Raw genomic sequence first — 24992 nt, forward strand, 5'->3', positions numbered from 1 at the left:
TTTTAATTTGCAAATGATCACCCCATATTCATCGCTAAACCAACGATTCTTTCCTCTAGTTGACCAATAAACTGATCCACATCCACGGGACTAGATGCATTGATGTTGTCTGCAAGTTTTGGAATGTTTATAACCAAGCTTTTGCCATCATTTCTTTTAAACTGATCATTTTCATTGGCTGTGAGAACTCGTTCGCCTTCATGTAGGAGGGCTGGAAAATTGTCATAAGGTACGTACTGAATCCCAGTCGATTTTTTACTTATGCTATTTCCTCTTACGCCGTTTCCAAGATCATTTTTCATAGATGTTTCCATGGCACGTCTTGAAGGCGAATCTCCACCACCCTCTATTCCAAGTAGTTTTTGAAACTTTTCAATAATCCAACCAAGAAAGTTAAATACATCTGCAAGAACATTACACATAGATTCGAACATCTTAATGACAACATCGCCAACAGTGGCCATTATGTTTTCGAAAATAGGCCAATTTTCTTTTACAAACTCGAAGACTTTCTCATATACAAGAAAAATATCATCTATGACTTTGCCTAAAGCCTTTAAAACGGGCTTGATTTTTTCCCAAACCTCACCAAGGACAGCCTGAATTTTAGGCCACGATTCAATCCATTTATTTATGAAAAAACTAAACACATCGGCAATAAGGCCAATTTTAGGTCCCAACCAATCCATAACGATGGCAAGGTTTTCTTTTATAGATGGCATCATTTCCGCCACTTTGGCTTGCATACCAGCCAGCCCCACACCAAAGCTATCAAATAATGTGCCTATAAATGTGAACACTGGTTGTAAAAAGCCTTGCAAGAATGTAAAGCCATTCATGATGCCCGTTACAAGCGTGGTGACTATACCACTAATAATCGGCTCTTTCTCTTCAAGAAAGCCTGCAATATTTTCAAAAATACCCACCACATTTCCTAAAAGTGCACTGCCGGAATCTCCACCAGCACTAAAAACCGTGTTGAAGAGACTTGTAATAACACTTTGAAAAACAGAGTCTATTCGCAGGAAAGCACTTTTTACCTTGTCGAGCTCCCCCTGCATTTTTTTGGCTTTCCCATTGTCCTTCCAGGCTTCAGAAAAACCTTTTTTAAGTTTGGCAGAAATGTAATTGACAGCAACGCCGCCAGCCTTAGATAATATGCCTGCAAGACCGGGCACTTTAAAAAGACCCGTTAGGACACTGGCCGACTGACTAAAAGCACTTTTTATAGCATCAGCCTTTACTCTCGCCTTAAGAACCATAGGATTTTTCGATAATCTTGTCTTCAAGCTTTCAACTGTTTTCAGCGCTCCTTTTATATTGGCTTCCACTTTGCTTTTAACTTGAAAGATCATTTTGTTTTTTTGTAGATGGGCTTTAAGGCTCTTCACCTTGCTCAAGATTTTTTTTCTCGCTTTTTCAAAGGCTTTGGGTAATTTCTTTTGAATACCACTTGCCATTTGCTTTGTGACCTTCATAAAATGACCTATTTTTTCAAGTTTAATCTGAACACCAATGACTTTTGCAGCTGTTTTTCCTTTGTCTAAGCTGGTCTTTTGTGTTTTTGATGTCGGTCTAGTCATCCTTAATGGATTTGGCTTTTGAAGATTTTCGTCAGCTTCTTTCAAAATATTCATATGCTGCTTGACTCCACTTGGCGAATTCGCTTTAGACATGGTCTGTCTTGCGACCTTATCATCACTTGCTGGGCTTGTTTCAAAACTCTTCATGGACTCAAAAAGTTTTTTAAGAATTCCAATCAAGCCTGACAGAGCTTTATCAGAACTTGCTTCAGTGTTCTTGCCTCCCCCCTGATTATTTATCCCTCCGCCTTGACCTATATTTTCAGGGAACTTTATGGTCACTGGAATATTGACATTCTGAAAGGCTTCCTCCATATTTTTCATGGATTTTTCCTGTTGCTTCAGGGTTTGGTCTATACTCAACAGAGCGCTCAGGGACGCCTTGGCCGTTTGTCTTGAAAGCGCACCATCAATATTGCTTTCCATGGTCTTTTCAAGCATATTTATGAGAAGCTTGTTCATTGTGCTATCCTCTTTTTCCATCCTTTCACCCCCTAAACTTGAATAATGGGTTGTACATTTTCGTACTGCGATAATTCTTCCATTCTATATTCATAAAATGCTGACAAAACAAGCTTTTCTCCTGTCGGACGGTTGTGTATATCTCCAGGAAGATGGCCGTACCTTGACCACATATAGTAGAGCATTCCAATGTATCCATCCGACTTTATACGTTTTTTACGTCTCTTACCGCTTCATCCCCAAATCCTGAAATATCGGCAATGGCATTGTAAACTTGGGCTATTTCACCTGGTAAAAAGAGCTTTTGAACAACAGCCTTTGAGGAATGGGCTTCTAATCGTTCACGAAGGGCTGCATCGGCAAAATTTACGTTTTTTGTTGCCTTGATAATCGAAAGAATCTGCACAGCGTCTGTGTCAACATCTTCAAACTTTGCATTTTTCCCTATACGCACTGCACTCTTTTGAATGTCACTAAACTCTTCAACGGTCAAGGCTTCAAGTTCAAGAATAAAGGGACTTCCTACCGCTTTTGACAACCTGCCAATTTCTTTTTCTACCTTGGGTCTAGCCAGATCATCTATATTTGTTGACAGCAACATATCCATCATATTTTCCATTGTTTTCTCCTTTTCAAAACCTTTTTCAAAACGTTTTTTAGAGCTCACACTATACGCTCATTCACGCCATGAACACACTATAAAACTTCGAACCTCAAATATTTGCATTGGTTATAACCATGACACTTCAGGGACATTTAGTGAATCTCTTATTCATTTAGAATCCATTGAAAAAGCCGCTTAAAGTATAAAAACTTCAAACGGCTTGATATTATATTTCATTTAATTTCTTTGCTTAGATTCACCTATTTTACACAGAGAGCAAGTAGTACATTTTAATTCTGTTCTCTCTGTGAATGGTTGAGGCCTTGGCCTTAACAAACCCATCATCTTTCTCAAAGACTTCAACGACACCGCCGTCGTTATAACGCCAGTAGCGTTTATTATCCATGTTGGGATCAACAACGTGTATGAAAGTTTCCTGACCTTCTTCTTCCACATCGTATAGACCTATAAAGTGGCCTGCTCCTGTAAAATGTCCAACACTCAAGGCACAAAGGACCATGCCTTCTCTCTCTTTTAGAAAGTCAATCACCCGTTCAATTCTTGATGTGCTTTCATACTCAAGACCATAGGCATGAGCCGCAGACTCAATAAAGGCATGCTCAACACCATTATTCAGTGTTCTAAACCCTTTTTTAATAACAAAATCACATAGGGTTGGTGGGTCTGCTTCAATTTCCGTCAGCGTGGTAATAGCCATTGCCATAGCCGTAGGACCACATCCACTGGTTCCAATCGTTTGTTTTCTGTCGTTTCGTATAGAAAACATGGTATTACACCAGCGGGTATCTTCTTGATTGTAGTAAACAGGTTGCTTTTCCATTGATACAATACTATGATTCATGCTTGATTTATCCACCTTCCCACGCCACGAATAGTCTTTCATAGCACCTGGCAATATATCTTTTTCAGAAATTCTTATACCCACACTTTCAATATTTTCAGATATGGCGTTCGTCAAGTGAAGGACAAGCCTATTTGTCCGCCCAGGCCTTATACCCGGTAGGCGGACGGTCTGGACTTCTGAACCAAGTAAAACCTTGGCATAGACTGGATCTATTCTATGCCTGCCTCCGTTTTTATATTCCAAAACAAAGGGGATGGGCTTTTGTGTTGGCAGGGGGTCCGGTTTTTCTGTATAAAACCGAATCACCCAAATATTATCATTATTCATATTTTGCCTCCAGGTTTTGAACAACGTCACATATTGTATAATACACGATGTCAAAATAATTTACAATTTTTTACTGAGGGTCTATCGAATCTATCATCTGAAAATCTGTGAATGTAAATGGGGCTTCCACTTCACCAAGTGCACCCGCTTCCCAATTGGCCAGCGTTAAGTCATTAAACTTAATGCCCTTAATTAAGACACGTTCGGCCCCTAAAGCTGCCGGATCAGCCAGCTCTGACATTATTTCAATTTCTGGCATATTCCCTGATTTAATGCCCTCCATCAATTGAAGTGCCATGCGGCTGTTTGTCTTTTTAAGTCGCACTGTGCCTGTGCCTTTATAGCCCATGTATTTTTCATGTTCCGCTAGGGATCCACAAATTTTTACAGCTTCTTTTTGAAGCTCTATTTTAGCTTCTAGACCAAATGCTTCTGTCACTTCATCACCATTCATCGTCACAACGCCAAAAGTCCCATTCATAATTGTATTTGCATTTAGATAATTCGCCATATTATTCCTCCTAGGTTTAAGGACTTACAAAGAACATTTTAACCATCCACTCTATAAATATTCATGGCTCTTAATTAACCAATGATAGAGGAAAGACAATAAAATCTACCTTTTGTAAGCACCTTCAATATACTAAACTTCTTCAAGGTTTGATTAAATAATAATCTTAAGTGCCACATCTTCAATAGCATCAAGTGCCTTAATATTAAGGGATAAAAAGACTTGATCTCGTGTATTAGCTTCTTTTATTTCCTGTTCATCCATCCCGTCTGTGTCCACACCAATGGACTTCAAGTAGGTGCGCTGGGCTTCTAAATCAATCATGCATGCATTTTTATCTCTATCGAGAATGTTAGCATTTTCAAGGGTTTCCAGGTATCCATTGATGGCATTGACAAGGAGTAGTTTATTGCTGTAACTATTCTGCGTGGCACCAATATAGAGGTCTTCAATGGTACGCTTAATATCTGAATAAACCTTGTCATAGATTCGAACAAGCTTAATTTTCTTCCACTCTGCACTCTTTGAAGATGATGTCAGAGACGTCATTCCCCTAGCAATCTTAACTTTTTCACCATCATGATATAAAACCAATTCACCAGCATCGATTTTTGCATCTGCTTCCGCTTTTGTCATCTTAGGCACATCATCTACCTCAGGTAGAACCCTAAAGGTCGGTGCCACAGTTAGAGGCAATCCGGAAATGAGCCCAGCTATACGGGCAGTGAAGTCTGTTGCAGATTTGCTAGTGCCTTCCACTTGAATATCCGATGTGGAAAGATTTACAATCCCTTCGTGGTCACCGGCATGATTGGCTAGTACAGCAATAATTTTCTTGTCTTTACCGTCTCTCATAGACTTAACCCAAGAACCAATTGCCGATGTATCTGCCTCAATCGCTCCTGGAAAAGCCACTGTATCAAAGGCAATTGTTTCCAGTCTGTTTAAGGCTTCACTGTAGTCGCTTGCCGCCTCTGGCAAAACCACCACTTTCATTGACTTTGGCGTTCCCGAAAAACCATCCATTATAAATTTCTGGTTGCTTTCAGATAAAACAACTGGTACATCTGCCACCGCCCCCAAGTCATACTGCTTTAGACCTGATGTCACACTTGCATCCTTAATGACAATAGCAAGCTGACCAATTGCGCCCTGTTTCACAGCTGCCACTGCCTTTGATAAAAATTCAATATTTACGTTTGGTAGTCCCATAGTTAACCTCCAGTTGATAGTTGTACATCCTTCACTTGATCATAAACTTCAGTGTTTCTTTGGATATTTGTGATAGTGGTTATCTTTAAAAAAACACCATCGTTGGTCCGAATCGTCTTGGGGTCTTTGAATCTGTAAACAGCCCCCTCAGTATTTTCCTCTAATGGCTGATCAAAGACCCTTTCAATGATTTTCTCGAAAGCCTCATAGGCGTCATGCCCATGGCCGCCTACTTCAGGAAAATAGGACAACCGCCATCCCACGACAGCCTCAGCCCAAAACTTAGACTGAGGTGTTATTGATGTTGAATCAAGTTCCAACATCATCCCAGGTCCTAATCCCGTATCTGGTACACTTTCAAAGCTTATTTGAGCAATGTTTGCCGGAACCGACATAATTAAACTTGTCAGTATATCCTTAGATTTCGTAATCATTCCACTGCGGAAAATCCGCAATCACCTCCTTTTAATAGACTCTCAACGTTGGATGTTACTCATCCAACCTAAATAACACCTTCCCTTTTAAATCTTCCTCTGCAACCATCCCAAAGGCAGTGCTACGACTGTCAAGAGAGGCTTTACCATTGTCGCCAATAAGCCTATACATAGTGCGCGCTGATTGAGACCCCGTCCCTGCAACGGCTTCTTTAGATGCAATTCTTTTTAAAACAGTTATGGGGCCACCAAAACCTCTTATTTTCACTGATGCAACAACCGGGTCTCCCACTTCGTATATTTTTGTTTTTAATATTAAAAGCAGCTCCCCATCCTTGTAAGAAGGATGCATGGAGCTGCCTGAAACACGTAGTAAATAGAGTCGATTTCTAGTATAAGAAATTGTCACACACAGTATGAAAATAAAAATGAAACCAGTAAGCAACATAGCCAACCTTACAGCACAGGATCAGCCGGATCAGGCTGCGATGGCACACCCACAATGTTAACAGCCTTCACCCATTTTGGTGCTTCATCTGTAATGTAGTGGTTGATGGTTTCATCGACAACCAGAACACCATTCATATAGACATGGATGTATTCTGGTTTCCAGTCCCCACCAATGCTCCAATCTGCCACTTTCTTTTCAAGGAAAATGGATTCGATGTCTTCTGGCTTAAAATAATCTGAAGCCTTGTCAATATAAAGATAGAACTTATCCTCTTGGCCGGCTTCAAAGTCATTCACAGTCACACCACTCATCTTGCCGTTTGATAGTTCAAACTTCTTTTGACTGCCGTCTTTAAAGTTGACACCAAAGTAGACATAGTCATCTGTGCCTGATCCAAAATCAGTTAGGCTTTGAGAGGCTGTTTTAACAAGAACATGTAGGTTGCTCACAGGAGAGTCACTGCGACCAACATCCAGGTTCCATCTGTTCTTAAACTCAGAGTAGTCACCAGCCTGGGCTCCATTTAAAAGCATTAAGCATCTGGCCTGCGCCGATTCAAATCCCTTAATCAGTCGGTCATAGCGCCCATTTTCACTCAAATACTGCTTGGCATCTGAGTAGCTTGTGTACTTGTATCCCACGCCTGTTTTAAGGGCCAGATGAAAAAGCTCCACCCAACTTCTCATTTCTGTGTCAGATGGTCTGCTTCCATGAATCTCTTCACACGCCTCTGCCAATAGATCAAAAGGCAGGGCCGATGCGCTTGAAAATCTAACTGCAATACCGGTTTCCTTGTAATCTTCTGGCGTATAGCCACCCTTTTCCACCCACAGAACAGGTTCAGCATTTTTTTCAAGAGCCATATGAAGAGGTCGGCCTTCAGGTTCATCAAGGTAAACGCCTGCTTCGGGATTTACGAAGATACCATGACAGCCCATGTCACCACAACAGTGGGTCACCCAGCCTGCAGCAAAGGCAATTTTCTTCAGGTCACCACTTTCAAGGGCTTTTTCAAGCATTGTTTTGCAGAAGTCCCCTGTTTTGAAATAGTGGAAATTGCACGACCACGGTGAATAGCCAAACAGCTCACCCACTTGAATGAGGCCAAGATCTGGCCCATTGGCTCCCCAAGCCGCAATGTCCTTATGGGCCTTCAGGGCCTCCTTGATAACCCCTTCATCCATTGTGTTTGATACGTTTTCCATTAAAATAAAGTGACTGCCTGGTTGAAAGGCATAACCTGTTTCTTCTTTAAGTGCTTTTCTCATAATTGTTTTAAACATAATTTAAACTCCTTCTATTCTTGTCTGTTGTTTTTGTTTTTTGAAGTTCTCACCATGTCAACCTTCCCTGTCAGGTATAGCGAGTTTTGTCTTCTTTCCGGAAAACTGCAAGGCGCAGTGTATGTATACAAAGAAAGACCAAAGCCGTCGCTTTGGTCCTGGTTTATTTTGCTATCATTTCCTGACACTAACATAGTACCACAGGAAAATTGAATTTTTGTCTACTCAATGTCTACTCTTTTAAGTTTGGGGACTTGCCCCACATCAAACCATTGGCCTAGGCCGTATAGAAGTGTGTCGAGCTGACCGATGGCCTGCTCGTGGTGCTTGTAACACGCCGCTCTTGAATAAAGAAGCTCGTCGCAGATGGTATTCCAGTCACACTCATCAAAATAACGCAGTTGTATTATCTCGCGCTGGACTGGCTTTAAATGACCCAGGCAAACTTCTATTGTCGTGATTTTATGTGTGTATAGCTTTATTTGACGGCAGAGCACATCGGCATATTCAATATTTCGAATGGCCGTGTCTTCCACCAGTCGAACAATTTTATTGGTCTTTGATGTAAACTCTTGATCATACTTGACCGATGTGATGCCATCATTTATATCCACTTCTTCAAGCATATTTTCTAAAAACTCAACATGTCCCTTTATCAAATTGTAGTTTGATAAAATCTTTACAACCGCATCATAATTTGGACTTTTTTTTGCCATTTCATTCCCTACTTTCTTTGTCTCGGCTTCTCCCATTCAGGTGCATTCGGCTCCATTGCCTCTTGCCCTTTAATCTGTGACCAGCCAAACTTTTTTGTACATACGTGAATTTACAATAACTCTTTTTCACTGCAAATGTCATAAGCACAGTCGCCTAACTCTAGAGAGTCTATTTCTTAAATCCCAACGACTTATAAATAAACGCTGATGAACACTGAAAGTTTCCCATAATCTTTCTATCAACACTCTAGCCTGTCTTCAAATTTGTTTTCCCATAAACAAGAAAAGACCAAGCTCCCAGTCAGTTACCGCACTGGGACGCTTGGTCCGCTATGACAGATATAAAGTTCATATGCTTACATTTGGGGCATATTTTTGAGAGGACGCCCGCCACTTCTCCAAGTGTCTTTCCGCAACTTTCACACCGCACTTTTTCAAGACTTGCATGGTAGATTTCGAACTCTTCTTTGGTCAGATATTTCACCACTTTATGCATCACTCCAAACATTTTTCCGAACACAAACCGAACATGTGTTCGTATTTATTTTAATGCAATTTACTTATTTTGTCTAGTCCTAATTATGTCAATTATGACTACCACTTCTGCAAACCAAGTCCTATAACCCCCTGTATAGGACCTTTAAGATTATGCCACATACTGGTATCTCCCCACACTCCAAACAAATAGAGTCCTTTGTTGGTATTTTTCTCACTAACTTTTCAAACAATCTTTTATAAAACTAAATGATGTCCAGTAAAAGTATTGAAAATTACTATACGGGGTATAAATACAAAGGAACAGCTTGTATAGCCATAATCACCGGGGGAAATTGGAGGGGATAACGTGAAAAGTATTCGTACGAAAATTATTATGGTTGTTATACTGAACATTCTTCTTGTCTCAGGAATTATTGGACTCACGTCCTTTTATGTTATTTACAACAGCAACCTAGACAGACTTGAACAAATTGAAAATCAATTGCGAACAGGTTACGACAACAACATTAAGGCTCAAGTCGAAATTGTCGTTTCTGAACTGGACGGGATCTATGAGCTTTATGAAAAAGGACAGTTAACAGAAACAGAAGCTCGAACCATATCAGCCAATGTCATCCGAAATGCCAAGTATGGAGACGGCGGTTATTTCTGGACTGATACCATGGAAGGTGACAACGTGGTTCTTCTTGGCAATGAAGATGTAGAAGGCACCAATCGTCTTGATCTTGAAGACACCAATGGCAATAAAATCATTCAAAACTTTATCGATGTTATAAAGGCAGACGGCGAAGGTTACAGCAATTACTACTTCCCTCGTGCAGGCGGTGACGTAGCGCTTCCAAAACGTGCCTATGTTAAACTTTACGAACCTTACGACTGGATTATTGGTACAGGAAATTATATCGACGACATTGATAATTTTATTGCAGAGGAAAAAGCCATTATTGACGCCCAGTTCACGAGTACAAGACGTCTTCTCTATGGTTTCTTAGCCCTTTCCATTCTTATTGGGGGTGTCCTCGCATGGGTGCTTAGCAACACGATCACAAAACCAATACTACAACTTTCTCAAGTTCTTGATAAAACCGCTAAACTGGATATTCAAGAAGATGCTGAGTCATTTAGCCATTTACTCAAATATAAAGATGAAACAGGCATCATCGCCCGTTCCGTCGGCAACTTGCGGTCTGTGCTTCGGGAAATCATTACGGAACTCAAGAAAGACTCTGTAAAACTCAATCAGTCCTCTAATGAACTCGGCGGAATTGTTCAAAGTGGTAAAGAAGGCATTGATGCCGTTGCCATGACAGTGGATGAATTTGCAAAAGGTGCTACAGAACAGGCCACCGATGCACAAACGGCTGCTGAAAATATGGGCCACCTTGCTGCTGAAATCAATGACAGTGTGGAGAGTTCTTACAAACTTCGTGATTACACCGCCGAAGTTAGTAAAAACAACGAAGAAGGTTTTGCACTTATCCAGGACCTAAGTGGCAAGTTTAACTTAACCATTGAATCCAATGATAAGTTAAATAAAAACGTTAATACGCTCTCAATCAAGTCATCATCAATTAGTGAAATCACAAACACCATTTACAGCATAGCTGAACAAACCAATCTTCTAGCACTCAATGCTGCTATTGAGGCCGCACGTGCCGGAGAAGCCGGTCGTGGTTTTGCCGTGGTTGCTGATGAAATTCGTAAACTTGCTGAGCAAACATCCCAGTCCACTGGACAAATCAATGAAATCATTACAGAAATACTCAGTGAAATCAATGCCACTACAGAGAATATGGAACTGGCCACAGATTCCATCAACTTGTCCAGTGAAGTTATGGACAAGGTCAAAGCATCGTTTGAAGCCATTGAAGAATCCATGGCCAATACACTCAGTCAGCTTGATAATATTTCAGCCAACATTAATAACGTCAACAACAATAAGGACGAGGCAGCCAACTCCATCCAGGGCATATCAGCCATCACAGAAGAGAACGCGGCCTCTGCTGAAGAAATTGCAGCCACTATGGATACCCAGACAGATCTTATGATCGGCATTCAGGAAAATGCTTCTGAAGTTCTTTCCATCTCTGAAAAACTTGATGGTATCATCCAGAAGTTTATAATTTAAGGCGACTTGACCATTAAGATGAGAGTTTCAATCAAATATTAACCAATAAACCCGAATGACTAAGGTCCCTTTTAATAGGGGATGAGTCATTCGGGTTTTATATTTCCGCTCTATCATGTATGCTTAATTTAGGTCAGTCAAGTTTGAACTTTATCAATTATACATGCTTAATAATCACATCTCTATCAACGGATATGAGGGGACTATGAATCATGTTTTCAAGCTCGACGATTTTAAATTGTCGTTCATCATAAGTCTTAATTTCACTATAAGGAGGACACCTACAATGACAGCACTCATTTTTTTGATATCAACGGCACCATTATCAAAAGGGACAGCCGTACTGACATCCCTTACGGAAAGGCTGTTGACGAGTTTCTTGGACTGGAGAATGGCATGGAGGGCGTGGACACGTCCGCTCGTTCTGATAAGGACGTCTTCATGGAAGTTCTTGAAAAAACGGACAGGACTTTTTCACAAGACCTGTGGCAGGGCTTTATGAAAACATACACCAAACATCTGGATGCTTTTAAAACAAGCGATGTATGGCGTGAAAATGTGGACGCTTGCTCTTTTATCGACAAGCTTTCAAAAACAGATCACAAACTTTCCATGATCACAGGCGAACTCTGTATCGGTGCCCAGTATAAACTTGAAAAGCTTGGTGTTTGGAAGCACTTTCCGACCGGTGGCTTTGGAGAAGATGGCCTAAAAAGGTTTGATATTGCCGATACCGCTTTTGAAAAGGCCAAGGCCCTATACGGCCAAACTTACGATGAAATCTATGTTATTGGAGACACTTGCCTGGATATAAAAACAGCCCGCCACCTCGGCGCAAAGGTAATATCTATTACCACAGGCTCTAATACAAGAGAAGAACTCAAAGCCTTAGAGCCTGACTATATCATTGACACATTCTCTGAAATTGAAGGCCTGTTCATATAGGCTGTATTAAAAAAGACCCACTATGTATGTCAGGCGCTTTCAAAATTACATATCTATACCCTCACTAAACCATATATAGAATTTTTGATTCTTTAATATCTGTATATGGTATAGCGAGGGTGCTTAAATGATATTTTGCAAGTCGCTCATGTTCTATAAACATTCATAGGGGGTCTTTCATATATACTTTATAATTTACAATACACCCACGCCCTTATTCTTTAAGCGCTAAAATGATTTTTTCAAGAATCTCATCTGCTCTTTCGTTTGGCACCTGGCATGTTCCGGCATTTCTGTGACCGCCACCACCATACTTGAGCATAAGCTCACCGATATTGGCATTTGATGTTCTATTAAAGATGGATTTCCCAACTGTAAACACCGTATTTTGCTTTTTAAGGCCCCAGATAACTTGGATGGATACATTGGAATCAGGGAATAAGGCATATTTCATAAAACGGTTGCCTGGATAAATGGTCTCTTCATCTTTAAGATGAACCACCAAGACATTGTCATGCATTTCACCGCAAGTCTGGATCTGATCCTTAAACTGCTCCTCATGCTCAAAATAAAGTTCCACACGCTCCCTTACATCTGGAAGCTCTAAAATATCCTCAATATCATGATCCTTACAGTAGTCTATAAGCTCCATCATAAGATTATAATTTGAAATCCTAAAGTTTCTGAAACGACCAAGGCCTGTTCTAGCATCCATTAAGAAACTCAACAATTCCCATCCTTTAGGATTGAGGACATCATCTTTTGTAAACTGGGCTGAGTCCGCCTTGTCAACAGCTGAGATCATATCATCCCATTTGACAGGAAACTGGTCATGCCCTCCAAAATGATCATACACAACCCGTGCCGCCGATGGAGCATCTGGATCAATAATATGATTGTCCTTCTTTCCTTCATTTCTAATGGTTTCACTTAGGTGGTGATCAAAGGCCAAATGCACGCCTTCTACATAGGGAAGATTCGTCGTAATATCTCTGTCGGTAACGGCGATCAGCCCGTCTTGCATGTCTTTGGGATGAACAAATTTTATATCATCAATCATCTCCAGCTTTTTGAGTAACACCGCACACACAAGTCCATCAAAATCGCTTCTTGTAATGAGTCTGAATTTTTCAGCCATTGTATCCTCCTTAGTAAATTAGCCGCTTTCAAAAACAGGTGCATACCATCTCTATACGATCATGGATCTTATTCATTTAAAAGGTATAGAGGCGTCATATGTTTTATATTTTGAAAGTTGCTCAATTGATCGTTTATATAATTTGAATATGTTCTCTCTTTATATATACACTTATACATATATTAGATACCATTTTTCTAAGAATGAAAACACAATCCCGAATTATTATGATGTAAGATCCCTTTTGTTTATTTAAGCTTGAGCACAACTGGACAGTGGTCGCTGCCCTTGGTCTCCATATGTATATCAGCATCTTCAAGACGGCCTTTGAGACTTTCTGATACAAGGAAATAATCAATTCTCCACCCAGTGTTGTTTTCACGAGCATTTCCCATATAAGACCACCATGAATACATGTCCTCTTTGTCTGGATAGAAATACCTAAATGTATCAATAAAGCCTGAGTCAAGTAGGGTCGTCATTTTAGCACGCTCTTCATCTGTAAATCCAGCATTTTTATGATTGGTTTTGTCATTCTTAAGGTCGATTTCTTTGTGCGCCACATTTAAGTCCCCGCAAACGATAAGACCTTTCTCTTCCTTAAGTTTTAAGAGATAATGTCTGAAATCATCTTCCCAAACCTCTCTATAATCAAGTCTTTCAAGGCCTCGTTTAGAGTTCGGCGTATAAACTGTAACCATATAAAAGTCTTCAAACTCCAGGGTGATCACACGACCTTCTTTGTCGTGTTCTTCTATCCCAATACCATAAGAGACACTTAAGGGCTTTTCTTTCGTAAAAATTGCTGTTCCAGAATACCCCTTTTTCTCAGCTGCATTCCAGTACTGATAATAGCCTTCAAGGTTAAGGTCTACCTGTCCCACTTGGCATTTAGTTTCTTGCAGGCAGAAAATATCCGCATTCATTTCCTCAAAATAGTCCATAAATCCTTTTTTTAGCGCGGCTCTAATGCCGTTCACATTCCAAGATATAAGTTTCATTTCAAACCCCTTCCTACATATTTTTATGTAATGCCCACACTTGAGCCTTGTTCTCAATTTTCAATTATATTATAACAAAATTCCCCGCTTTAATTGGCTACCAACAACTGAATTTCTCCTGTTTTTCCAACCTATTTTTCCAAAATGACCGGTGCACACACCCAGTCTTTTTAATAGTGGTCAGTACCACAGCTCGGACCATCCTTCCATGGTGTTTAGCAAACCACCTGTGGCATAAAAAGAAGGGGATGCTATACAAAACATCCCCTCAGTTTATAAAACCATACAATCGTGGTTAGGCGTAATCTAGTCTTCGTCTAGGTAAGACCATTTAGCCCTTGATTTTTTTAATGATGCTTGCTGCCATCTCTTTCGTCACTGTGTCCTGAGGTAAAATACCGCGTTCACTGATCTGAACAACCCCGAGTTCCACCATGAGGGCCATCTGATCATCTGCCCAAGTTGCCAACTCATCGCTGTCATTGTAAGCAGAAAGACTGTCGGTTAAGCCTTCGTTGAGTTTTTTGTCGTCATAAGCCACCATGGCATTGGCGAGAATAACCGTCATTTGTTCTTTGGTCATATTGCCGTCAGGGTTGAAAGTGGTCTCTGAACTACCGGAGATTATGCCTTTGGCATAAGCCGAAGCGATTTCCACTGCATGCTCATTATCTTCCCCTAAATCCTCAAATGGCGCTTCTGCTTCATCATTTGTAAGACCATACGCACGTGCCACCCATGTTGTAAACTCTTCACGGGTAATGGCCTGTTCAGGATTAAAGTTTTCTGTTTCATCAATAACGCCCTTGCCAAGAAGTTCATTGATTTCCGCCTTGGCCCAAGATGTGTCCACATCATTAAACTGCTTGTTGGACTGCATAACTGTGTACTGGCTCAAAGAGATCCTATTCGTCTTGACCGTATTTGTCACAGGATCAAAAACACCACCAACCGGTTCCCACTGTCCAGTTTCCTCATTGAGTCTGAAAACACTAATAAGCGACGGATTGTATTCTTCATCAAAAAATTCAAATTCGCCCAAGTCAAATGCTATTTCCACAGGCTCATCCAACACTTTCTTTTCCTCGCCACCTACAAAAATTTCTACATTTGAAGTGTAACCTGACTTAAAGGTGATATTATCTTGTTGATCTGTAAAACTCACATCATTAAAGCCCAGGTCTACAAGGAGTTCATTGTCATCATCAACACTATCCTGAATGATACTGTCATCTATGACAAGTTGGGTTCCACCAATCTTCACGCCCACTTTATCAACTTCCGCACCCTTTAATTGATCCACAAGTGTTTTATTGAGCGGCACTTGTACGGCATCATCCACTCGATCTGCCGATAGGGTTACCTTGAGCTCAAACTCACGAACATTTTTCTCACCGTAATATCCATCAAAGGCCCCTTTAACTTTTTTAAAAGCTTCTGCAGAATCCGTCACTTGGGTCTGTAAGGACACTGGATCAAATTCAACTTTCGTTTTGTCTCCCACTTTTTCTGTTTTCACTTCCGGCTTAACTTCACCCACCTTGTTGATTACACCCTGGGCAAAGTCACCCACAGAAACATTCATTTCAACACTTTGGTCAAGACCCTCGTCTTGAACTTTTTTTACACCACTAATAAAACTTTCTGTAATGTTTGAAATGTTGTCTTTGTTTTCGATCTTTTGAATGGACTGGGTCATGACCCCTGCCATATCCACAAGTTTTCCTTCAACCAGGGACTTGTTGGTAATATCCTTAGAGGCCTTATTGAGGGCGTCCACTGTTTTTATATAATCTTCAAGTGCAGGAACAAGAACGGTTTCATCCTCAATATTGCCTATGTTTGTCTCAATAATTTCAAAGGTCTTTTTGACCTGGTCCCTAACTATTTTTTCCTCTGTGTTATTTAAGACATCACTCACAGAATTCGATAGGTCTTTGACATTTGTTGCAGACTCTTCTTGCGATACCCCCTCCATATCAAAGGCTTCATCGAGTGGGAATGTTCTAACAGTCAATTCTGGGTTTGTCAACTTCTTATGATTCACATAGGAAACAATAAACTTGTCTGCATTATCATTGTAGTGCACATTGATGTCGGTTAAATAGCCTTCCACTTCAACCAGAACATCTGGTTCTTCTTCAAATTTCACACCGCTTGCATTGATTTCCTGGGCGTATATATACCCCTTTGTGCCAACAGATTCTGACCAAGCGATCAGCATTGTGCCTTCCTTATTCACACCGATATCCAGTGTGTTCGTATCATCTAGTAGGTTGGCGGAAAACTCCACAACGGCATCTGATGATTTTCTATAACGCCCTAGCAAGTAGTGCTTAGAATCATTAATATGTCGCCAAATGACAAAGTCTGAATCTTTTCTGTCATTAAAGACAGTCTTAGGATCTCCAAGCTTGGTTAATGTCGACACCATGCTGGATGTTGAAGTGCTTCCAGTTACTTGAATCACAACATAGCTCAGTGTTTGGGACCCAGGTGACCCGTACTGGCCTACAAGTAAAAAGTTTTTTGCATCTGGATTGTATATAAGGTCAAACTCATCAAACACATTCTTATCTGTGTCAAACTCGATGGCCTTTGATCCGCCCAGTTCTGCATCCACAATAACACCATCCACAACCACTTCGAATTCATTTCTTACATTCCATACTATGGCATACTGGTCTGTTGTTGGGCTATAGGCCGCCTTAGGACTGTCATGGGATTCAAAAGGACCCAGTTCTGGATCGAACACAACCGTCTCTGTTGCCTTTTTGCCTTCAGCATCAATAACCACACCGTACACACGTCTGGCTGTACTAATACCATCATTCCATACAACTAAAAAAACATCCTCTTTTTCATTGTATGTCACATATGGATTCTCAGGCATGTTTCTTGATATACTGGCAATTGTAAAACTCACACCTGTTTTATTGCCATCTGAATCAAGCCATTGGCCCCTAATGGAACTGGCCAGAGCCAAGTCATTGTACTCCTGATAGACAGTTAGGTATTTTTCTTGGTCTGGTGAATAGGCTGTCACTGTGCTGTATTCTCCTGACAATTGACGAACCGCACTTGGCGCTGGATAAACCCGGTTCGAATCACCGGCAAATCCAACTGGTCCAAACATGGACACAATAAGAACGATCACCATAAACAGAGATCCTGTTCGTTTTAGATGATTTAAGCCAAACATAATACATCCTCCCTTACTCTTCATCTGCACCCTCTTGTCCACTAACACAAAATCTTCATAGCCCTTTTCAACTTATAGGTGAACGCTTAGTTTCCTACAAGCTACCACCCTGCCAAATATGTCAACAGAATGTAGTGCCCCTAGGGGGCTTTTGTATAAATCAGGCGCTTGCAAAATATATAAAACCCGGAACATTCATAACAACCACATGGAGCACATGCATTTTGTCTGAATATTCCGGGTCAAGTTTTAGCCATATATTTTTTTGAGAATAGATGCCGCTTCTTCTTTTGACAGTTCTTGCTTTGGATTAATGGCGCCACTTTCTCCATCAATGACACCCAACTCAATCAGAAGGGCAATGTCATCGTCTGCCCAGTCAGAAATCAAGTCTGCATCTGAAGCCGATGCCAGCACACCCCGCACTTCCTCATTGAGTTGCTTGTCGTCATACTGGGTCATTGCGTTTGCCAGTATGGCTGACATTTGCTCCTTGGTCACTGAACTATCTGGATTAAAGCTTCCGTCTCCACCACCTGAAACGATGCCTGCATTATATGCAGATGCCAGTTCTTCATAATGTTCACTGCTTTCATCAACATCAGTGAATGGCGACTCGGCCTCATCATCAACAACGCCGTAAGCCCTTGCAACCCATGTTGTAAACTCTTCACGACTGATTTTTTCTTCTGGGTTGAAGTTTTCCGCTTCATCTATAATACCTTTACCCAAAAGTTCATTGATTTCATCTTTTGCCCATGAATTTTCTACATCTGCAAAGGATTTGTTGGACTGCATGACCGTATACTGGCTAAGGGTCAGTCTATTGGTCCTGACTGTGTTTGTAACAGGATCATAACGTCCGCCCACAGGTTCCCATTCATCCGTTTCTTCATTGAGCCTGAATATGGATAGGGAGGATGTCTTATAATCTTCTTCCCAAAACTCAAAATCATCGACTTTAAACTTAAGTTCGACTGGTTTGTTGAGTTTCTTGCGTTCTTCTTGGTCTAAGAAAACTTTTACGTCTGTCACAACACCTTTTTTAAAGTTGACCTTTTCATCACGAACCTCAAAACCCTGGTCGCTAAAGTCCATATCAACAACGATTTCAGGGGGTTCTGCACCCTCTTCTAATTCTTCGGCATAAACTTCCTTTTTGAGCTTTACAGTTGTTCCACCAACTGCAACACTTAGGGCATCCACACCAGAAGCATTCAGGGTATTGATTGTTTCTTTGTCAATCGGTACTTGTACCTTATTTGAAACCCGTTCCGTTACTAGGGTCACTTCAAAGTCAAACTTTCTAACATTTTCAGCACCGTAGTATTCATTAAATGAGTCAGAAAGCGTCTTGAAGTTGACAGCCTTTTCGGCCACTTTTTGGGCCACTTCCGCCTGATCAAAGCTGACTTTTGACACATCGTCAACCACTTCAACCGTTTGCTTGACCTTGACCTCACTAACCTTTGTAAGAACTGACTGGGCTAGGCTTGCAACCTTATTTTTCACTTCCGCAGTCTTTTTGACATTTGTGTCTAGTTCCACTTGTTTAATTTGGTCAATCACCTTCTTTGTCACATTGACAATGCTTTCATCACTGGTGATTTTCTGAATGGATTTTGTCACAACATCACTAATTTTGACCACTTGAGATTCAACCCATTTTTCCTGCTCTGCCTGTGCGGCTTCATCAGTAGGGTCAGCCACATTCAGTTTTGTTACCACATTCAGGGTATTGATGTAGGAATCAAGGGCCCCTGTTAAGGCGGCTTCATCTTCAATAGAATCAATGCTTCTTTCCATAGATTCCAGATACTCTGTGGCCACATTGGCTGACATAGACGGTTCCGCTGAACTTAAAGCATTTGATATGGTGTTGGCTAAATCTTCAATCTCCTGTCTGGTGTTATTGTCTTGTTCGTTTTGTGTGCTTGTGCCTGAAGTGCTTGTGTTATTTGTTGTGTTCGTGTCGTTATTATTGTCATTATCCCGGCGGTCTGGACGAACATCGTCATTTCTAATTGTAATTGTTATGACAGACCGCTCACCAATATAACCTTCAATGTTTGCAGTGATTTCCACTGCAAAGACTTCATTCAGCTCCACAACACTATCTTCAATGGTTGGTATACTTATGGTCTTCTCTGTTTGACCCGCTTCAAATGTCACCGATCCGCTTAAGGTCGCCACATCAGATGCCCCTGCTGTTCCATGGGTCAAATCATAGTAGATTGTAATATCTTTTTCAAAAGGCTCACTCAGGGTCAGAACCACAGTTGCTGTGTCACCCTCGTTCACACTAAGAGTGGATAGATCAAATTCAACAGTTGGCACGTCGTTGTCATACAGGGTCACCACTGTATCAACCATGCTGCCTAGTACTGCGTTGCCCGTTGGTTGAGTAAGGGACACTGTAAAGGTTTCATCTGTTTCCACCTCGTTATCATCAGTACTTGATATTGTGATTGTTTGCACCGTTTCACCCGGTATAAAGGTGAGTGTGCCGGACTGGATTGCATGGTCTAGTTCACTTGTTGTTCCAGTGATTGTTTCATAAGATACTGTATCTGTGCCCGCAGTGCTTCCTGTACGTACAACGGTTAGGGTCACAGCTTGACCTTCTTCAGCCATGGCAGTTTCTGATGCAAAGTTCATGGTTGAGTTCCCGTCATTATCACTTATGGTCACGGTCAATGTCTTCTGCGAGCCTAGAATAGACTCACCGGCAATGCCATTCAAGGTCATTGTAAAGTCTTCACTGTTTTCAACATCTGTGTCATCAATTGTTGATACCACAATTTCCTTAGATGACTGGCCAGGTTCAAAAGTGACGCTTCCACCCGTATTGATATAGTCTTCTTGACCTGCGCTTCCGGTTGAAAAAGTGTATGTCACTTCATCGGTCCCCAGTTGATTGCCCATTCGTATTAGAGTCACAACAAGGTCTTGGCCTTCTTCCACACCCATGGTATTCGTAGCAAACTCTATTTCATCATTAATATCTTTTATTGTGACACTTGTTGTGTCAGAACTGCCTATGCTTGCTGTTCCTGATACACTTGTTAAGGTCACCGTAAAGCTTTCATTTTCCTCATGTAGGCCATCATTAATGGTTGGAATTTCAATTGTCTTTTCCGTTTCATCCACGGCAAATGTTAGGGTACCAGATGGCTCTGTATAATCTGATCCACTGCTAGTTTGGTCACTTAAAACATAGGTCACTGTATCTGATCCGCTTAAGTCATCACCAGTTCTCTTGACTGTAACCGAAGCTGTTTGACCCTCCTCAACAGATATGGATGTTTTGTCCATATTGATTTCAGGGTCTTGATTTGGATCTAGTGGACCATCTGTTGAAACATCTAGGTAAGCCACTCGAATGGCTCCAGCGCTTGTCGTCATATGGCCATAGGCCACTAAATACCCCTCTGATTCATAGTCATAGGCTGCACTGATCCCATCAAATGGTTCCACGTCTGAATCCACATTCATGGCGTTTCCATCAAAGATGCCTTCATCTGATATTTCCTGTGTCTTAACAAAGTATGGAACAGCGTTGTTGTTCACTTTTTCAATCCAAAACAGGCGCATGTTGGTTAAGTCCATGAAAGCCGATGGATCTCCACTGCTTTCTTCTTCAGAAGTGGCCAGGGTCACTGCACTTCCAGAAGTGGTCTTGTACTGACCCACTATGCTGTTTGGATTTGTGTCTTCTATCCATAAAACGTAGTCATCTTCCACACGGCTATTGTGTGAAATGACTGGATCCTTCTGTCCATAGGTCGAATAAGTCACACCAGTTTCTGGCGTAGTTATCGTGCCGTCACCGTCCACTGTCACATAAACCACTTGAGGCTTCTTGTCATCAACCGCAACATAGGTTACAACAAATTCGCTTGAGCTTGAATTGTAAACCACCTTAGGGTCGTGACTTTCTTTCGAACTATCGAGTGGAAGGCTTGTAAAGCTACGGTCACCGTCAAAGAGGACGCCACCTATACCTTCTTGATAAAGTTCAAAATCATAATATTCCCAAGCCATTAAATAGGTGTTTGTCACCTTATCATGGGCGGCAGTGACTTCATCGTGCTCCTCGTAGGCACTTGTGCTTATGCGCGTATCTGCAATAATTTCTGCGCCATCACTATCAAGGACTTTAAAATGAGCTGTTGGCATGCCTTCATAATCTTCTATCCACATGATTAGAAACTCATCATCCACCTGGTTGTAGACAACTTGAGCATCTGCAGGATATGTGTCTGACATTTCGACAATATCAAAGTCCTCACCAATCTTTTCACCTGTATTATTATAGAAACGCCCTATTATAGCGCTTCCGCCAAAGCTTTCATCGTAGTGCTCAAACACAAGGAGGTAGTTGTTTAAAACAGCTCCATATGCCACATCTGGCTCATAGTCCCCTGTTCCTAGGTCCTTTTCATCTTCAACAATTGTAACCACCGCTGTATCATTGTCAATCATGGCACCACTTGAGGCATCCGATAGGATCACGTTAAAGGTTTCGTCACCCTCGTAGGTTTCGTCCCAAGCTGTTTGCACAGTGATCGTAGCAATATCCTGCTGGTCTTCAAAGACCAGGGTGCCCTTGTCGTATACATAGTCGCTTTCAATGGCTGTGCCAGAAGTGACTTCATAACTCACGCTGACACTACCGGTCAAGTCCCCTGTTCTATCGACATAAATTGTAATTGGCATGCCTTCCTCAACAATATAGTCCATTGTCGAATTTATGGAAATGGTGGTCGTTGGTGACTCAGCACCGTCGTTATCTGTTATTGTGACGATGGCCACCGTGTCTGTTTTAAGCGCCCCATTTCCAGTCAGATTGGACAGTGTCACTTCAAAGCTTTCCACTTCCTCTTCATCACTATCATCAAAGGTTGGTATGGAAAGTGTGTAGAACTGCTGTCCATTTGCGAAAATGGCTGTCCCAGAAGTGGTCTCCACTGAGTAATCAGACCCGTTAGTCGTTATATCTTCAATGGTGTAGTCCACACTGATTTCACCGTCTGTTGCCCCGTGTCTTTCTATAACCAGGTCTGCTGTCGACCCTTCTAAAACATTCAGACTAATATCTTCAAAGTCAACGTCTCCATTGTCAAAACTACCATAATGGGAAACCGCCAGTTGCCTATCGCCACCAAAGGCTGGTGTAATAACGTAAGCTATCAAGTAACTTCCACGTCCATTTGATGCAGCTGCTATGCTGTCCGGCAAGTCATTCGAGCTGTGTATTGATCCACTGTCTAGTGTCGAACCCGTTTCGTCCATGAGCTTGAAGAAAACATCATTGGCATTTGTGTCCATGCCACTTACACTTCCGCCAGTCCACAGGGCCATTATTTCATCAGATGTCTGGTCTTTTGCTAAGACGGCGGAACGATCTCCCACATAGACATTGTTTGCTATGACAATGGCTGAATCTGAGGTGGTCTTGTAAGCACCGTATAATTCAGAGGTGTCTTTATTGATCCAGGTCACAAGTTCATCATCAATAACTGAATTGTGAACAAGGCTTGGCTGTAAATGAAATGGTGATGTGTCAGATGTATCTCGTGACACATTCGTGTCCGTTGACTGGATGACACCATACTTGGAAAACTCACTATAGTAGATTTCCTTGTGGGCATCTCCACCGGTCAAGGTGCCTGTTTCCATTTCATAAGCAAGTGTATAGCTGTAATTGTTGCCATTATAAGAAAGGTCAAGATTGGTCCCTACATTTTCATCTGGTATGCCAAAGTCAATTTGGGCATATGGGCTTAAATCAGGCTCAATAATATTGCCTTCTAAAAACTTATAGCCGTCTTCACCGCTTCTTCTCCAAACGACTGCATAGGCGTTGTTGTCCTTACTGTAAGCCACCTGGGCAAATTCTCTTGATTCCATTTCAATATAATCACTCATAGCTGCCTGGGCCTCGTCGAGGTAAGTCACACTTCCAATAACATTGCCACTGGAATCTAGGCGAATGCCTTCAACTCGATCTGTGGTGCCATCGTATCTGGACCAAACCACTAGAAACTCATCTTCTATACTGTTGTATGCAACTTTTGGTCCTGTAGGATAGTCTGATCCATCTGGGTACAATTCAAGGGTTGATCCAGATGGCATACCATCATAAGTGAAAAACTGACCATAGATGCCTGCTGTTTCATTGGTCGAACTGGATGCCTGATAAACCACAAGATACTCATTGGTTTTTGAACCGTATGCGACATCTGGATCTATCCTATTCAGAGGCATAGCTGTGCCATAAGCATCAAATGCAATTTTTATACTTGAATTCACGCCGTCTTGATCAGAGGCAGAAAAATCCGCCCCGAATATTTCAGTGAGGGGGATTTTGAACTCGTATATTTTATGCTCATAATTCACCTTATTGGTGTATGTGAAGGCAGGGCTTCCCCACACCTTTTGGTTTTCTGAAACTTTAAACTGCTTTACACCGATTGGTGTATCTATATATACAGAGGCATAGTCCTTGTCACCATCCATGGTGTTGTCTGGTGTAAAATCCAGTGCCGCGTATAGGTAGTTGTCATCATTCATAACCCAACCATAGGTGTATCCTCTTGGATGGCCAGAACCGGGTATATCATATTCTTTAAAAAGGTATGGGGATGCATCAAGACCTTCAATTTGTCCATCGACTGGGTTTTGCCCTAGAAGGCTGTTCAGTTCATAAACATAAAACTCAGACCCCGAGTGCATCCGGATTCCCTTGTTTTCCTTGGGATATATAAATGGGGCCTTTCCAATGACTTCTGGTTCAATTCGACCACTGAAATCTATGTTCTGACTTATATCTATATCAGTCAGCAAGACCTCAATGCCGGATTCAAAGACTTCAATGACATCATTGTCTTTTTCTTGTAGTTTATAAAATAGTTCTGTTTGAGGTTGCAGGGAGGATAGGGTGCTTTGACCTATTCCAATGTGGTCTATATGTGACAAGCCCCCTCCATGCTTTATGAACCTAAGGGTAAGTGATTCATTTTCCCTAATATCAGATGCTAATGGTAAAGCATAGTCCCGAATATACTTATCCATGGCAACAAAGCCCAGTGATGTCCACTGCGCCCCCTGAAGAACTTGAACTTCCATAACCCCACTTGGACTTTCCAAATTATAAGGGTTTTCTACGCCTTCATTTTCAGTGAATGACATGGCATAAGCCCCTGGAAAAGTCGTCCCAATCATGTTCACAATAAGCAGAATCACAATGAGAATACTCCCCCGACTGAGTACACTACGCTTCATATCAATGCCCCCTATCCCTTTTACGAATTTAATCCTATCTTCATATATATCCACTTTTTGAATAGGGCAACGACTTATTATGTTTTTAGACATTAATAAATCTAAAGTTTATGGGGATTGAAGCAAACTGTTATCACTACAGAAATATCTTCTTTTCTGTAATGATAACAAAGTGAAATTCTAGGCTATCAATCAAAAAAGAGGCATATGAAAAAGCCCAAGAATAGGGACTTCGTCTTGGACTTTAAATACTAGCAGTTGTGTAACTTATCAAACATCAAAAGCATATATATAGGTCAGAAAACAGGCCATAAAAAACCAAGAAAACAATTATAAGCAAGGTTC

The 24992-nt window shown here is 41.3% G+C and carries 16 protein-coding genes; 2 read left to right on the forward strand and 14 right to left on the reverse strand.

The features are described 5' to 3' along the window. Positions 1-17: 17 nt before the first annotated feature. From ACQ4KW_RS20530 to ACQ4KW_RS20575, 10 genes are all read right to left on the reverse strand, one after another. Positions 18-2066 carry a hypothetical protein gene (locus ACQ4KW_RS20530; RefSeq protein WP_430884303.1) on the reverse strand — a complete coding sequence of 683 codons (2049 nt, stop codon included), beginning with the start codon at positions 2064-2066 and terminating at the stop codon, positions 18-20. A gap of 11 nt (positions 2067-2077) precedes the next feature. Further along, the gene (locus ACQ4KW_RS20535) at positions 2078-2230 is read right to left on the reverse strand and encodes a hypothetical protein (RefSeq protein ID WP_430884304.1); all 153 of its coding nucleotides are present in this window, start codon (positions 2228-2230) and stop codon (positions 2078-2080) included. A gap of 20 nt (positions 2231-2250) precedes the next feature. Beyond that, on the reverse strand, positions 2251-2664 hold the full coding sequence (locus ACQ4KW_RS20540) for a phage tail assembly chaperone (protein WP_430884305.1): 414 nt from the start codon (positions 2662-2664) through the stop codon (positions 2251-2253). A 250-nt stretch (positions 2665-2914) separates the two neighbouring features. Next, positions 2915-3841, reverse strand: a complete 927-nt coding sequence (locus ACQ4KW_RS20545; protein WP_430884306.1) for a C39 family peptidase — start codon at positions 3839-3841, stop codon at positions 2915-2917. A 70-nt stretch (positions 3842-3911) separates the two neighbouring features. Continuing rightward, the gene (locus ACQ4KW_RS20550) at positions 3912-4352 is read right to left on the reverse strand and encodes a phage tail tube protein (protein WP_430884307.1); all 441 of its coding nucleotides are present in this window, start codon (positions 4350-4352) and stop codon (positions 3912-3914) included. A 153-nt stretch (positions 4353-4505) separates the two neighbouring features. After that, positions 4506-5564 carry a phage tail sheath subtilisin-like domain-containing protein gene (locus ACQ4KW_RS20555; protein ID WP_430884308.1) on the reverse strand — a complete coding sequence of 353 codons (1059 nt, stop codon included), beginning with the start codon at positions 5562-5564 and terminating at the stop codon, positions 4506-4508. A gap of 2 nt (positions 5565-5566) precedes the next feature. Next, on the reverse strand, positions 5567-5998 hold the full coding sequence (locus tag ACQ4KW_RS20560; RefSeq protein WP_430884309.1) for a hypothetical protein: 432 nt from the start codon (positions 5996-5998) through the stop codon (positions 5567-5569). 55 nt (positions 5999-6053) lie between these two features. Then, positions 6054-6407, reverse strand: coding sequence for a S24/S26 family peptidase (locus tag ACQ4KW_RS20565; protein ID WP_430884310.1), 354 nt, complete (start codon positions 6405-6407; stop codon positions 6054-6056). A gap of 47 nt (positions 6408-6454) precedes the next feature. Beyond that, positions 6455-7732, reverse strand: a complete 1278-nt coding sequence (locus tag ACQ4KW_RS20570; RefSeq protein WP_430884311.1) for a zinc dependent phospholipase C family protein — start codon at positions 7730-7732, stop codon at positions 6455-6457. Between the two features lie 221 nt (positions 7733-7953). Next, a complete protein-coding gene (locus ACQ4KW_RS20575; RefSeq protein ID WP_430884312.1) occupies positions 7954-8448 on the reverse strand; it encodes a hypothetical protein in 495 nt (164 codons plus the stop codon). Positions 8449-9292: 844 nt separating this feature from the next. Between ACQ4KW_RS20575 and ACQ4KW_RS20580 the strand changes: the two genes are divergently transcribed. Continuing rightward, the gene (locus tag ACQ4KW_RS20580; RefSeq protein ID WP_430884313.1) at positions 9293-11074 is read left to right on the forward strand and encodes a methyl-accepting chemotaxis protein; all 1782 of its coding nucleotides are present in this window, start codon (positions 9293-9295) and stop codon (positions 11072-11074) included. A gap of 309 nt (positions 11075-11383) precedes the next feature. Continuing rightward, positions 11384-12019, forward strand: a complete 636-nt coding sequence (locus ACQ4KW_RS20585) for an HAD family hydrolase (protein WP_430886613.1) — start codon at positions 11384-11386, stop codon at positions 12017-12019. Between the two features lie 214 nt (positions 12020-12233). On the opposite strand, the gene ACQ4KW_RS20590 is transcribed toward ACQ4KW_RS20585, so the two are convergent. The 4 genes from ACQ4KW_RS20590 to ACQ4KW_RS20605 form a co-directional block, all read right to left on the reverse strand. After that, the gene (locus ACQ4KW_RS20590; protein ID WP_430884314.1) at positions 12234-13157 is read right to left on the reverse strand and encodes an exopolyphosphatase; all 924 of its coding nucleotides are present in this window, start codon (positions 13155-13157) and stop codon (positions 12234-12236) included. 248 nt (positions 13158-13405) lie between these two features. Next, the gene (locus ACQ4KW_RS20595; protein WP_430884315.1) at positions 13406-14158 is read right to left on the reverse strand and encodes an exodeoxyribonuclease III; all 753 of its coding nucleotides are present in this window, start codon (positions 14156-14158) and stop codon (positions 13406-13408) included. Positions 14159-14489: 331 nt separating this feature from the next. After that, positions 14490-17360 (reverse strand): S-layer homology domain-containing protein, encoded by a 2871-nt coding sequence (locus ACQ4KW_RS20600; protein ID WP_430884316.1) that lies wholly within the window; start codon positions 17358-17360, stop codon positions 14490-14492. Between the two features lie 249 nt (positions 17361-17609). Continuing rightward, entirely contained in the window at positions 17610-24647 is a 7038-nt protein-coding gene (locus ACQ4KW_RS20605) for a Calx-beta domain-containing protein (protein WP_430884317.1), read from the reverse strand. Positions 24648-24992: the final 345 nt, after the last annotated feature.

Source organism: Tianxiuia mixotrophica (assembly GCF_050596425.1).
Classification (GTDB): Bacteria; Bacillota; Clostridia; order Peptostreptococcales; family Acidaminobacteraceae.